Raw genomic sequence first — 13347 nt, forward strand, 5'->3', positions numbered from 1 at the left:
GGATGGCCCATTGTCGGCAAGCGACCGGCTGGCGGCAACGTCCTGAACGGTCATCGCCAGTGACGATCAGGTCATCGCGAGTCGAAACTGGCCATCGAACGGTGCAGGCAGGCACGCATGTAGGCCAGTTGCCACTCGAGGGCTTCGCGGGCCAGCTGACGGTCCTGCTGAGTATCCGCCAGCCGGCGCAGCGCCAGGCAGCTGGATTGCAGCAGGTGCGCCATGCGGATGCCGGCCTGGCGCAGTTGCTCGAGCTCGTACTGGCCTTCGAAGCGGCGCAGCATCTGGTCGAGCTTGGCGTCGGCACAGTCGCGCAACAGGCAGTACTCGGCGAAGTCCAGCGCAGCGGGGCTGTCCAGCTTGTCGATCACGCTCTGGGGATTGACGGAGCGCACCAGCTCCAGGCGTTGCCTGCTCATCCATGATTCCTTGCGCGGCGTTGTGATCATGGACGCCGCCACGCTAAGGCCCGCGCGACCCGAACGGCAACTGGCATAAATGTCAGTTGCCAGGTGTCAGCCAGGGTGGTTGAGGCTGCGCAGGGTCATCAGGCCGGCCAGCGGCCAGTCGCCCTCCAGTTCGGCCAGGCTGGCCGTGCTGAACGGTGCCGGTTGCTGGGCATGGCCGTGCTCGAGCTGACCAACCAGGTTGCCCACCAGGGGTTGGTGGCTGACCAGCAGGAGATGCTCGAGCCCCAGGTGCTCAATCTCGCCGATCACCTGCTGTACAGCGCTCTCTGGCGTCAGCCAGGCCACGGTACGCACCGGCTCGGAAAAACCGAGGGCGCCGTGCACCAGGGCGGCGGTCTGCTGGGCGCGCACGTACGGGCTGGCAATGATTGCCTGCAACGGCTGGCCCAACAGGTGCGCGGCGCTGCGCAGCACCTGCTCGCGACCGTGGGCGGTCAGGCGCCGCTCGGCGTCGCTGTTGGCCCGTGGCTCGGCCTCGCCATGGCGCAGCACCCACAGCTTCACAGCTTGGGCTCCTCGTCACGCACCGGGTGTGGCGCCGGGGCCACGGCGTGGGGCGCTTCGCCTTCCGGGGTGCGCGGGGTCGGCCAGTCGGCGAACGGCCAGGGTTTCTGGTCGCTGTGGAAGGTGCCGAAACGACCGATCTGTGCCAGGTACTGGCTCAGGCTGTCGCCGAAGTTCATCAGGCTGGCGCTGGGCGCGCCGTAGATCAGGCGGTAGATCAGTTGCACCAGCACCAGGCCGCCAAGCAGCAGCTCGGCCAGTTGCCAGGCCACCAGGAACACCAGCATCCACAGCACGCGCAGGATGATCGACTCGCGCTGGGCGCGCTCCGGGGTATCGTTCATACGTTTCTCCCTCAGTTGAAACCGCTGGTGGAAATGAAATCGACATCGGTCTTCGGCTCGGCGCGCATCAGGTGCTCGATCACCTGGTTGAGCGTGCGGCCCTCGAACAGGATCGCGTGCAGGCCCGCCACCAGCGGCATGTACACGCCCACCTCCTGGGCCTTGGCCTTGAGCACCTTGAGAGTGTTGACACCTTCTGCAACTTCACCCAGTCGGCTGACCGCCTGCTCGAGGCTCAGGCCCTGGCCCAGCGCATGGCCGACCTGGTAGTTGCGGCTCTTGGGCGAGGAGCAGGTGACGATCAGGTCACCGACCCCGGCCAGCCCGAGGAAAGTCATGGGGTTGGCGCCCTGGCTCACGGCGAAGCGGGTCATCTCGGCCAGGGCCCTGGTAATCAGCATGCTCTTGGTGTTCTCGCCCATCCCCAGGGCCACGGCCATGCCGGCGATGATGGCGTAGACGTTCTTCAACGCGCCGCCCAGCTCGACGCCGAAGCGATCGCTGCTGGCGTAGACACGGAACGTGCGGCCATGCAGCACGGCCTGCACCTGCTGGCACAGCGCTTCGTCCTCGCTGGCGACCACGGTGGCGGTCAACGCATGCTCGGCAATCTCGCGGGCCAGGTTGGGGCCTGACAGCACGCCGATGCGTGCCTGGGGGGCGATCTCTTCGAGGATCTGGCTCATCAGCTTGAAGGTGTTCGCCTCAATGCCCTTGGTCAGGCTGACCAGGCCCTTGCCGCGCAGCAGCTCGGCGTGGGGCGCCAGCACGCTGCGCAAAGCGCTGGAGGGCAAGGCGACAAAGATCAGTGCGCTGCCCTGGAGGGTGGCGAGCAGGTCGTTGACCGGTTCGACGCCGTCATGCAGGCGGATGCCCTTGAGGTAACGCGGATTCTCGCGGTCGACGCGCATTGCCTCGGCTTGCGCCGGGTCGCGCATCCACTGCCGCACCGGATGGCCGTTCTGTGCCAAGAGGTTCGCCACGGCGGTGCCGAAGCTGCCGCCTCCAAGAACTGCAACAGGTTGCTGTTCAGTCATATCCAATCCGTTAACCAATAAAGTAAGTGGCGACGTGCGCATTATACGGCGCGCATGCGCCAGAGCCAGTGGCAGTACCTGCCCATTGCAGGGCGGGCCTGTCATGGTGTCGCACTGGCAAAAGCCGCATGGTCGGTTAACATGCCTGATAAATTTCTGAAACAAGGCCGTTTCGTGTTCCCTGGCACGCCACCCTATCCACGCCTGCTGTTGCTGACTGCCCTGCTGGGCGGCCCGGCCATGGCCGAGGACCTGTTCATCGACAACCAGGACCTGCCGCAGGTTCTGACCGCCACGCGCCTGAAACAATCCCCGGCGGCGGTTCCAGGCAGCATGACCGTGCTCGATAACGAGCTGATCCGTGCCAGCGGTGCCCGCGACATCCCCGAGCTGCTGCGCCTGGTGCCGGGCATGATGATCGGCTACGGCGCCGGAAACCAGCCGACGGTCAACTACCACGGCAGCAACGTCAGCGACGCCCGGCGCATGCAGGTGCTGATCGATGGCCGCTCGGTGTACCGCGCAGGGCTGGCCACGGTGGACTGGAGCGACATCCCGGTGGCCATCGAGGATATCGAGCGCATCGAGGTGTTCCGCGGCCCGAACACCGTCAGCTACGGCGCCAACGCGCTGATGGCGGTGGTCAACATCCTCACCCGCAACCCCGCCGACAGCCATGGCACGCGGGTCAAGCTGACTCGCGGCCAGGACGGCATCAACGACTACTACGCAAGCCAGGGCTTCGGCTGGGACAGCGGCGACCTGCGCCTGTCGCTCTCCGGCCAGCAGGACGACGGCTTCGACCAGGACCAGTTCGGCCACGACTACCGCGACAGCCGCCGTGCCAACCGCATCAACATCAATGCCGTGCATACCCTGGCGCCCGACCAGACCCTGGAATGGCAACTGGCGGCCAAGGAAGGCAGCAACCAGCGCCCCTACACCTACCAGCCGGTGTTCGGCAACTACCGCGCCGGCGACAACGCCGACGTCAACGCCAAGGACTACGCAGGCTCGGTGCGCTGGAACCTCGACCTCAACCCCGAGCACAGCCTCTATGTGCAGGGTTCGGCGCAGCACTTCGACCGTCAACAGGTGTGGCGCGCCTGCGATGCGGCAATTGCCTTCAGCCCCGAGCTGACACGCCTGTGGCAGCTCGACCCGAACTTCGCCGAGAAGGTCGCGCGCAATCTGTACACCGGCAACCTGCCCAGCACCACCAATCCGGTGCTCGGCTCGCTGATGGGCCAGGTGCAGAGCCAGTGGGCCAGCGGCGGGCGCAACACGATCTGCGGCGACGTCGACCAGAGCACCCGCGAAACCCGCTATGACCTGGAAATCCAGGACACCCTGAGCCTCACCGACAGCCTGCGCCTGGTCAGCGGCATGAACTACCGCTACGACCGCGCCGACTCGCAGACCTACTTCAACGGCAGCATCGACGACCAGACCTGGCGCCTGTTCGGCCAGCTCGAATGGCGCGCCGACGAGCACTGGATCCTCCAGGGCGGCGCCATGTACGAACATTCGCAGCTGTCGGGCAACTCGCTGACCCCGCGTGTGGCGGTGAACTACCTGATCACTCCTCGCCATGGCTTGCGCGCGGTGTATTCCGAGGCCATTCGCTCGCCGGACATGTTCGAGAACAACGTCAACTGGAGCTACACGGTCAAGAACCTCTCGCCCAACCTGTACGGGCTGCAGAACGGCGAATATTTCGTCAAGACCCGCGGCCCCGGCAACCTCGACCAGGAGCGCATGCGTTCGCGAGAACTCGGCTACAACGGCGCCTTCAGCGACATCGACCTGAACGTCGACGTGAAACTGTTCTACGACGAAATCACCGGCATGATCAGCGAGCCGTTAAAGAACAACCAGTTCATCGCCAGCAACGCCAACAAGGCCCGTTTCAGCGGCAGCGAGGCGCAGTTCGACTGGCGCGCCACCCAGCGCGACCGCCTGCGCCTGACCTATGCCTATGTCGACGCCTGGGCCAGCAACCCGGCCGATCGCCGCCTGAGTGCCCGCAACAGCGGCTCGGCCGGCTGGCTGCGCGACTGGGGCGAGGGCTGGTCCAGCGCCCTCTTCTATTACGGCGACGATGCCCTCAACCAGTACCGCTACGAGCGGGTCGACCTGCGCGTGGCCAAGCGCTTCAAGATCCACGGCAGCAACCTGGAACTGGCCGCACTGTGGCAGCAGCGCCTGGATGACGAACCGGTCACCCTCGAGCAGAACCGCTATGACAGCCGCCACCGCCTGAGCGTCAGCGCGGAGCTGGAGTTCTGATGGTGCGCCTGCTGCGCCTGCTGCTGCTGTGCCTGTGGCCCCTGGGATCACTGTCGGCCAGCGAAATCCTGCTGGTCGGCGGCGAAGACCAGCCCGGCATCCGCAGCTTCGTCGCAGCCCTGGAAAAGCGCAGGCCCCACGACCAGGTGCGGTTCCAGACCGTCGAACAGCTACCTGGCCCAGGTAAACTCAAGGCTGACACGCGACTGGTACTGCTCGACACCCCAGCTCTGGAATGGCGCCTTGCGGAGGCCGCAGGCCCTTCAGCCCTGGCGCTGCGGGTCAGCCGGGTCCAGGCCGAACAACGCCTGGGCACTTCGCGTCCCGCCTATCTCACCCTGCTGTGGAGTGACCCGCCGCTGGCCCGCCAATTGCGCCTGGCCCGCTATCTGCTGCCGCAGGCCCGGCGCATTGGCGTGCTGTATGGCGAACACAGCCGCTTCCTGCTCGACGAACTGCGCCAGGCCGCCCACCCCTTGGGGCTGGAAATCGTCGCCCAGGATTGGCCCGACCTGCGCGACAGTCGGCCATTGCAACACGTACTCAATAACAGTGACGTGCTGCTCGGGCTGGACGACCCGGACCTGTACAACTCGAAATCAGCCAAGAACGTCCTGCTCAGCAGCTATGGCAGGCAGATGGCGCTGATCGGCCCCAACGTCGGTTTCGTCCGCGCCGGCGCCCTGGCCAGCACCTACAGCGACCAGGACGATTGGCTGGCGGTACTCGAGCAATTGCTCGAGCAACCGTCGGCCCGCTGGCCCCGCAGCCTGTACCCCGCGCACTTTGGTGTCAGCGGGAACCAACAGGTGGCCCGGGCGCTGGGTCTGGAAGCGATCGATCCGGACGCCGCCGCACTGGCCCTCGCCGCAGGAGCCTCCACGCCATGAGCAAGCGCCTGAGCTGGGATATCCATACGCGCACCCAGATCATCAGCCTGGGTCCCGCCCTGCTGCTGACCTTGCTGCTGATCAGTTTCTTCACCTTCGTGCGCATCCAGGATTTGCGCCAGGAGCTCAACCACACCGGGCAACTGATTGCCAACCAGCTGGCGCCGGCGTCCGAATACGGGGTGATCTCGGGCAACAACGAAGTGCTCGAGAGCCTCATGCGCGCGACCTTGAGCATTCCCCACGTGCGCTTTCTCGAGGTCCAGGACAGCCGCAACCATATTCTGGTGTATGTCGAGCAGCCCGATGAAAGCCTCAACCGCGCCCAACGAGTCGAGGTGTTTCAGGCGCCGATCCGCCTGCAGCAAATCCGCCTGGACAACGACTTCCTGCAGGGCAAGGCGGCGCCACCAAACATTGGCGACGACTACCTCGGGCGAGTGATCGTCGGGATGTCCGACGACGCCTTCAGCCAGCGCCAGCAGGAAATCGTGATCAAGGCCGCGATCCTCGCACTGTTCGCCCTGCTGTTCACCTTCCTGCTAGCCCGTCGCCTGGCCACCAGCCTGTCCCGGCCGATCAGCGAGATGGGCCACGCGGTTCGCGCCATCCAACAGGGCGACTTCAACGCCCCCCTGCCAGTGGTCGACGACAGCGAACTGGGCCACCTGGCACGGCACATCAACAACCTCGCCAGCGCCCTCGATCAGGCCGCCCATGAACAACAGCAGGCCATGGGCCAGCTGATCCAGGCGCGCGAAGAGGCCGAGCAAGCCAACCGCGCCAAGTCCGACTTCCTGGCAATGATGAGCCACGAGCTGCGTACACCCATGAACGGCGTGCTGGGCATGCTGCAGTTGCTCGAAACCACCGAGATGACTGGCGAGCAGGCCGAATACACCGCCGTGGCCAGCGAATCCACAGGGCACTTGCTCAAGGTGATCAACGACATCCTCGACTTCTCGCGGATCGAGCGCGCGGCGCTGGAACTGGAGCACATCGAGTTCAACCTGGGCGACCTGATCACCAGCAGCGTGCAGTCGTTCCAGCACACCGCCCAGCAGCGCGACCTCGACCTGCGCCTGCAACTGCCCTGCGCCATGAACCAGCTTCAGGTGGTGGGCGACCCGACGCGGATCCGCCAGATCCTGTTGAACCTGGTGGGTAATGCGCTGAAATTCACCGAGCGAGGCGAGGTGGCCATCGACGCGCGCTGGCAGGTGCTCGACCGCCAACTGATCTGGCTGACCTGCACCGTGCGCGATACCGGCATCGGCATCGACAGCAACCGCCTGGAAATGATGTTCGTGGCCTTCCAGCAGGCCGACAACACCATCTCCCGACGCTACGGCGGTACCGGCTTGGGGCTGTCGATCGCCCGCACCCTGGCCGAACGCATGGGCGGCCAGCTGCGCGGCGAAAGCCGCGAAGGCCTGGGCTCGACCTTCACCCTGGAAATGCCGCTGGTACTGGCCAGCGCCACTTCCGTCCTGCCCGGCAGCACGCTAGTGGACAGCGCTGCGGCTGACGACGGCGGGCGGATCCTGCTGGTTGAGGACAATCCGGTCAATCAGAGCGTCATCGAAGCGATGCTGCGCAGCCTGGGTTTTGAGGTCAGCCTGGCCATGGACGGTGCCCAGGCGATCGACCTGGTCGGCCAGCAGCGTTTCGCCGCGGTGCTGATGGATTGCCGCCTGCCCCAGGTGGACGGATACGAGGCTACCCGTCGCATCCGCCTGCTGCCCCAGGCAGAAGGGCTGCCGATCATCGCCCTGACCGCCAGCGCGCTGCAGGGCGACCGTGAACGTTGCCTGGCCGCCGGAATGAACGATTACCTGAGCAAGCCATTCAAACGTACCGACCTGCAGCGCATCCTGCGGCGTTGGTTGCCCGGTCAGGCAGTTGCGACTGGCGATAAATGCTAAATTGCGGCAGTCTTAAGGACTGGACAGGACCGTCGCTGGGCCGGAAAATAACATTTCAGTGCACACCTGTACTTCTTTTGCCAGGTGCGCTGTGACTTTCACCACAACGCAATAGTCTACCTGTAGGCTGCCGCCTCGGATGCAAAGCGCTTCGGGCCGGCCGGGAAGATTCGTCCCCTGCCACAGGGGGTTATTGAGGAGCTCGCATGACCAAACAAAACGCCTTTACTCGGGAAGACCTGCTGCGCTGCAGTCGCGGTGAGCTGTTCGGCCCCGGTAATGCGCAACTGCCCGCCCCGAACATGCTGATGGTCGATCGCATCACCCATATCAGCGAGGAAGGCGGCAAGTTCGGCAAAGGTGAATTGGTCGCCGAGCTGGATATCAATCCAGACCTTTGGTTCTTCGCCTGCCACTTCGAAGGCGACCCGGTAATGCCAGGCTGCCTGGGCCTCGACGCCATGTGGCAGTTGGTCGGCTTCTTCCTCGGCTGGCAGGGCCTGCCGGGCCGCGGTCGTGCGCTGGGTTCGGGCGAAGTGAAATTCTTCGGCCAGGTACTACCTACCGCCAAGAAAGTCACCTACAACATCCACATAAAGCGCGTCCTCAAGGGCAAACTGAACATGGCCATCGCCGATGGCTCGGTCAGCGTCGACGGCCGCGAGATCTACACCGCCGAAGGCCTGCGGGTCGGCGTGTTCACCTCCACTGACAATTTCTAAGGGTTATTCGCATGCGCCGCGTCGTTATCACTGGTCTGGGCATCGTATCGTGCCTGGGCAATGACAAAGAGACCGTCACCGAAAACCTGCGCAACAGCCGTCCGGGTATCCGTTACAACCCGGAATACAAGGAAATGGGGCTGCGTAGCCAGGTTTCCGGTTCCATCGACCTGAACCTCGAAGAGCTCATCGACCGCAAGGTCTACCGTTTCGTCGGCCATGCCGCAGCCTACGCCTACCTGGCGATGCAGGACGCGATCAAGGACTCTGGCCTGAGCGAAGAGCAGATCTCCAACCCGCGCACCGGCCTGGTGGCCGGCTCCGGCGGCGCTTCCACCCTGAACCAGATGGAAGCTCTGGACACCCTGCGCGAGAAAGGCGTCAAGCGCGTTGGTCCGTACCGCGTCACCCGCACCATGGGCAGCACCGTGTCGGCGTGCCTGGCCACCCCGTTCAAGATCAAGGGCATCAACTACTCGATCTCGTCGGCCTGCGCGACCTCTGCACACTGCATCGGCACCGCCATGGAGCAGATCCAGTGGGGCAAGCAGGACATCGTGTTCGCCGGCGGCGGTGAAGAAGAGCACTGGAGCCAGTCGTTCCTGTTCGATGCCATGGGCGCCCTGTCGACCAAGCGCAACGAAACCCCCGAACTGGCCTCGCGCGCCTACGACGCCGATCGTGACGGCTTCGTCATCGCCGGCGGCGGCGGCATGGTCGTGGTCGAAGAACTTGAGCACGCCCTGGCCCGTGGCGCCAAGATCTACGCAGAGATCGTCGGCTACGGCGCGACCTCCGATGGCTACGACATGGTCGCTCCAAGCGGCGAAGGCGCTATCCGCTGCATGCAGCAGGCGCTGTCCACCGTCGATACCCCGATCGACTATCTGAACACCCACGGCACCTCCACCCCGGTCGGCGACGTCGCCGAGATGAAGGGCGTACGTGAAGTGTTCGGCGACAAGGCACCGAAGATCAGCTCGACCAAGAGCCTGTCGGGTCACTCGCTGGGCGCCGCAGGCGTGCACGAGGCGATCTACTGCCTGCTGATGATGGAAAACAACTTCATCGCCGGCTCCGCCAACATCGACGAGCTGGATCCGGAAGTCGCGGACCTGCCGATCGTGCGCAAGACCGAAGACGCCAAGCTCACCACCGTGATGAGCAACAGCTTCGGCTTCGGCGGCACCAACGCCACCCTGGTGCTCAAGCGCTGGGAAGGCAAGTGATAGGCTGACACGCTGAACGAGAACGCCCGGACCTTGGTCCGGGCGTTTTTGTTTGTGCCCTGCCGGCCCTCATCGCGGGGCAAGCCCACTCCCACGCCATGGACTGCCCGCCAGGGTTGGATTGATGTCCAGTTTCTGGGGGCAGCCCACATCCACATGACATTGAGCCGATGGCGTGGGAGCTGGCTTGCCCCGCGAGGGCCCTTACACCGAGAAGCGCTGCACCAGGGTATTGAGGTCCACCGCCAGCCGCGACAGGGCCTGGCTCGCTGCAGACGTCTGCTCGGCCCCCGCCGACGACTGATGCGCCAGGTCGCGGATAGTGGTCAGGTTACGGTCCACCTCCCGCGCCACCTGGGCCTGCTGCTCCGAGGCACTGGCGATCACCAGGTTGCGCTCGTTGATCTGGCCGATGGCCGCAGCGATCGCCTCCAGCGCCTGGCCCGCGGCATGGGCCCCGTCCAGGGTCGAACGGGCCTGGGCATCGCTATGCTGCATGCCCTGCACCGCCCGCTCGGCACCGCTACGGATGGCCACGATCATCTGCTCGATCTCCTGCGTCGAGGTCTGCGTACGGTGAGCCAACGCCCGCACCTCGTCGGCGACCACGGCGAATCCTCGCCCGGCTTCGCCGGCGCGCGCTGCCTCGATGGCAGCGTTGAGCGCCAGCAGGTTGGTCTGCTCGGCGATCGAGCCGATGACATCCAGCACCTTGCTGATGTCGTGCACCTGCTGGGCCAACTGCCCCACCTCCTCGGCGTTGCCCGCCACGCCACTGGCCAATGCCTCGATGGCAGTGACCGTGGCCTGCACCTGCTCGCGCCCGCGGCGAGCGATCTGGTCTGACTCACGCGAAGCCTCGGAGGTAGCCACCGCGTTGCTCGCCACCTCCTCCACTGCCACAGTCATCTGGTTAACCGCAGTGGCGGCTTGCTCGATTTCCATGCTTTGTTGCTGCAGGCCACGGGTCGCGTCCTCAGTGACCGCGCTCAGTTCTTCGGAAGCCGAGGCCAACTGGTTGGCCGAGTCTGAGATTCTCCCAATGGTCTCGCGCAGGCTCTGCTGCATGCTCTTGAGGGCTGCCAGCAAGCGTGCTGGCTCATCGTCGCCCTGCACGGTGATCTGCGGTGTGAGGTCGCCGGTGGCGACCGTCTCGGCAACCCTCAGCGACTGACCTAGCGGCCGCACGATGCTGCGGGTCAAAGCCAGGGCGAGCACCACAGTCAGGCTCAGGGCAATCACCAGCAACACGCCGACCCATACTTTCGCACCGTTGTACACAGCCTCGGCCATGTCGGTGGCTGAGTTGGCCTGATGGTTGTTAAGCTCGATCAACTCGTTGAGGGTCGCCGTCATCTGATCGGCCAACTGGTTCATCTCGCCGTTGACCAGCGTCGCCGCCGCCTGGACATGCCCATCGGTGGCCAGTTGTACGACTTGCCCTTGCAAGGTCATGTATTGGCGCTCGAGAACCTGGTAGCGATCGAACAACGTCCGCTCTTCAGGAAGCACGATCAAGGCATCGTAGTGACTCTGCGCCTTGCTCAGGCCGCCCTTGACCTCGTCTATGCGAGCACGGTTCTGCTGCTGGGCAACCGGGTCGGTATTGACCAACAACCGCAAGGTCAAGGCGCGGATGCGTAACATGTCCTGGGTCATGCTGCCCACCGAGATCACGCTCGGCAGCCAGTTGTTGTCCACCTGCTCGGACTGCTGGCGCATGTTGGTCATCTGTTGCAATGCGAAGCCACCCAGCGCCACCACCAGCAGCGCCATGATGCCAAAGCCAAGCCCAGCGCGCGGCGCTATATTCAAGCGTCTCAAGCTCATTTCCAGGATCCCTCCCAAGCGTGATAGTCCGTTGCTTAAAAAAGGTATCGGGCCACATGGAAATTGCGTAAGACGAAAAGGCGATATCAAAACGACATCTGCTCATGAAACTCGCTATTTCGCGCGTTTTGGCAGCAGCTCAATAAAATTTTTCCTGCTCACCCGCTCTGCCACCGCTTCGGGCAAGGCATCGAGGAATGGATCGAAAGCGTGCATCTGCTCGCCGATGCTGCCAAAGCGCCCCACCACATCGGACCCGAGCATAAAGCGCTCGGGAAAGCGCACGACCAACTCGACCCAGTCCTGGCGTGGCACGCCCTGCTCATCCAGCAGATAGGGCTCGAGCACGCTCCAGGACAGGTCCACGTACAGGTTGGGATAGTCCTCGAGCAATCGGTTGAGCACCGGCAGGAGAAAGTCCATGCGCTCCTGGTGCCGGTGAATCTCCATGCTGCTGCCGGCATGGGCCCAGATGAAGCGGGTATGCGGGTGGTTACGCAACGGCTCTTCGATTTCCGCCAAGTAGAGTGGGTTGCGCTCGCGCTTGGAGGTAATGTTCGAGTGCAGCAACACCGGCAGGTCGCGCTCGGCAGCCAGGTGATAGATGCGGGTCATGGCCTCGTTGTTGGCGCGAGGCGTGTCGCCGCTGGTCAGGGCGGTGAGGTCGTCATGGCGGGTAAATACCTCGCCGATGCCCTGCCACAACCCCGGATAAAGCTCGAGCATGCGCTCGATATGGCTGACGGCGTTCTTGTCCACCGGGTTGAAGCCGGTGAGAAACGGGTGGAAACGCCTGCGCTGCTCAGCAGGCAGCTTTTCCAGAGCGGCGGCGACGTACAGGTCGGTGGCGCTGTACCAGTAGGCATCGGCATCGTCGCCAGCATAGTAGCGCGGACGCTTGGGTTCGTCCTCGTGCCATTTCTTCGCCACCGGGATGCCCGAGATCATCGACTGCTCCACCCCGGCCTCGTCCATGGCCTTGAGCAAGGCCGGCATGCCTTCGGTTTCCTGGAAGAAATCCACGTAGTGCAGATGGGCGTCGCTGTAGCGGTAGTCGCGGGCTTGCGCAGTGTCGAACAGACTTGCACTCAACAGCAGGCAGGCCAATGTGCGGGCAATCATCTCAGGCTCCTTTGCCGGTACCGCAAGAGTAGACCGGGCAGCGCTCGCGACGGTTCAGCCACGGACGGCAAAACGCTATGCTTGCAGGCATCCCTCAAGGAGTGTCGCCATGGGCAGCCCCCTGGTCATCCGCCCACGCGCCGAATCGGTCGAGGGCCAGCCGATCCTGCGCCCGCTGCCCTCGGCGCAGTGCCGCAGCGTAGGCCCTTTCGTGTTCTTCGACCATATGCTGGAAACCGACTACGCGCCGGGTCATGGCATGGACATTCGCCAGCACCCTCATATTGGCCTTTCCACCCTCACCTACCTGTTCGAGGGTGAAATCCAGCACAAGGACAGCCTCGGCTCGGACCAGCGCGTGCGCCCAGGAGACGTCAGCTGGATGACCGCCGGAGCGGGCGTGGCGCATGTCGAGCGCACGCCGGCCGAGGTGTTCGAGCGCGGCTCGCGGCTGCATGGGCTGCAGGTCTGGCTGGCCTCGCCGGAGTCCGACGAGCAGGGCCCGGCAAGCTACAGCCATCACCCGGCCGACAGCCTGCCGGCCAGTGACAGCCTCGGCGTGCGGATCCGCATGATCGCCGGCACAGGCTTCTGCCTGGCCTCACCGGTACCGGTGCTCTCCCCCACGCTCTACGCCCATGTGCACATGCAGGCGGCCACCACCCTGATCGTGCCGACGGAACACGTGCAGCGCGCGCTGTATCTGCTCGAAGGTGAGTTGCTGCTGGATAACGAGGACGTCGAGCCATGCAGCCTGGTGGTGCTACCCGAGGGCGAAGCCGTGAGCTTGTATGCCGAAGATGAGTGCCAGCTGGTGCTGATCGGCGGCGCGCCGCTAGACGGGCCGCGGCGGATGAACTGGAACTTCGTCGCCAGTGACCCGGGATTGATAGAAGCGGCACGGGCGCGCTGGGCGGCTGGGGATTGGCCGGTGGTGCCGGGAGAAAGCGGGCGGATCGAACTGCCGCGCTGATTGGGGCCGCTT

At 64.5% G+C, this 13347-nt stretch carries 12 protein-coding genes and 1 pseudogene; 6 read left to right on the forward strand and 7 right to left on the reverse strand.

What is annotated here, in order from left to right:
* Nucleotides 1-71: 71 nt before the first annotated feature.
* From OH705_RS20745 to OH705_RS20760, 4 genes are all read right to left on the reverse strand, one after another.
* On the reverse strand, nt 72-419 hold the full coding sequence (locus OH705_RS20745) for a hypothetical protein (RefSeq protein WP_023632132.1): 348 nt from the start codon (nt 417-419) through the stop codon (nt 72-74).
* Between the two features lie 96 nt (nt 420-515).
* A complete protein-coding gene (gene sixA / locus OH705_RS20750; RefSeq protein WP_038706497.1) occupies nt 516-974 on the reverse strand; it encodes a phosphohistidine phosphatase SixA in 459 nt (152 codons plus the stop codon).
* Nucleotides 971-1318, reverse strand: a complete 348-nt coding sequence (locus OH705_RS20755) for a DUF4389 domain-containing protein (RefSeq protein ID WP_038706498.1) — start codon at nt 1316-1318, stop codon at nt 971-973. Before OH705_RS20755 ends, sixA begins: the two co-directional genes overlap by 4 nt.
* A gap of 11 nt (nt 1319-1329) precedes the next feature.
* Nucleotides 1330-2355 carry an NAD(P)H-dependent glycerol-3-phosphate dehydrogenase gene (locus tag OH705_RS20760; RefSeq protein ID WP_038706499.1) on the reverse strand — a complete coding sequence of 342 codons (1026 nt, stop codon included), beginning with the start codon at nt 2353-2355 and terminating at the stop codon, nt 1330-1332.
* 141 nt (nt 2356-2496) lie between these two features.
* Between OH705_RS20760 and OH705_RS20765 the strand changes: the two genes are divergently transcribed.
* The 5 genes from OH705_RS20765 to fabB all read left to right on the forward strand — a co-directional run bounded on the left by OH705_RS20765 (nt 2497) and on the right by fabB (nt 9410).
* Nucleotides 2497-4644 carry a TonB-dependent receptor plug domain-containing protein gene (locus tag OH705_RS20765; RefSeq protein WP_201755073.1) on the forward strand — a complete coding sequence of 716 codons (2148 nt, stop codon included), beginning with the start codon at nt 2497-2499 and terminating at the stop codon, nt 4642-4644.
* The gene (locus tag OH705_RS20770) at nt 4644-5534 is read left to right on the forward strand and encodes an ABC transporter substrate-binding protein (RefSeq protein WP_023631258.1); all 891 of its coding nucleotides are present in this window, start codon (nt 4644-4646) and stop codon (nt 5532-5534) included. Before OH705_RS20765 ends, OH705_RS20770 begins: the two co-directional genes overlap by 1 nt.
* The gene (locus OH705_RS20775) at nt 5531-7459 is read left to right on the forward strand and encodes a response regulator (RefSeq protein WP_023631259.1); all 1929 of its coding nucleotides are present in this window, start codon (nt 5531-5533) and stop codon (nt 7457-7459) included. The genes OH705_RS20770 and OH705_RS20775 overlap by 4 nt, the downstream gene beginning before the upstream one ends.
* A gap of 206 nt (nt 7460-7665) precedes the next feature.
* Nucleotides 7666-8181 (forward strand): 3-hydroxyacyl-[acyl-carrier-protein] dehydratase FabA, encoded by a 516-nt coding sequence (fabA, locus tag OH705_RS20780; RefSeq protein WP_023631260.1) that lies wholly within the window; start codon nt 7666-7668, stop codon nt 8179-8181.
* A gap of 11 nt (nt 8182-8192) precedes the next feature.
* Nucleotides 8193-9410 carry a beta-ketoacyl-ACP synthase I gene (gene fabB, locus OH705_RS20785; RefSeq protein ID WP_038706500.1) on the forward strand — a complete coding sequence of 406 codons (1218 nt, stop codon included), beginning with the start codon at nt 8193-8195 and terminating at the stop codon, nt 9408-9410.
* Between the two features lie 204 nt (nt 9411-9614).
* On the opposite strand, the gene OH705_RS29375 is transcribed toward fabB, so the two are convergent.
* The 3 genes and pseudogenes from OH705_RS29375 to OH705_RS20795 form a co-directional block, all read right to left on the reverse strand.
* Entirely contained in the window at nt 9615-10478 is an 864-nt protein-coding gene (locus tag OH705_RS29375) for a methyl-accepting chemotaxis protein (protein ID WP_411829634.1), read from the reverse strand.
* Nucleotides 10470-11240, reverse strand: a pseudogene (locus tag OH705_RS29380) (MCP four helix bundle domain-containing protein); the annotation flags it as partial. The gene OH705_RS29375 and the pseudogene OH705_RS29380, both read right to left, overlap by 9 nt.
* A gap of 114 nt (nt 11241-11354) precedes the next feature.
* Nucleotides 11355-12362 carry an amidohydrolase family protein gene (locus OH705_RS20795; protein ID WP_023630046.1) on the reverse strand — a complete coding sequence of 336 codons (1008 nt, stop codon included), beginning with the start codon at nt 12360-12362 and terminating at the stop codon, nt 11355-11357.
* Nucleotides 12363-12471: 109 nt separating this feature from the next.
* Between OH705_RS20795 and OH705_RS20800 the strand changes: the two genes are divergently transcribed.
* Nucleotides 12472-13335: a pirin family protein gene (locus OH705_RS20800; RefSeq protein ID WP_267302872.1), complete on the forward strand. Its 864-nt coding sequence runs from the start codon at nt 12472-12474 to the stop codon at nt 13333-13335.
* Nucleotides 13336-13347 lie beyond the last annotated feature (12 nt).

The organism is Pseudomonas sp. BJa3 (genome assembly GCF_026343815.1).
Classification (GTDB): Bacteria; Pseudomonadota; Gammaproteobacteria; order Pseudomonadales; family Pseudomonadaceae; genus Aquipseudomonas; species Aquipseudomonas soli.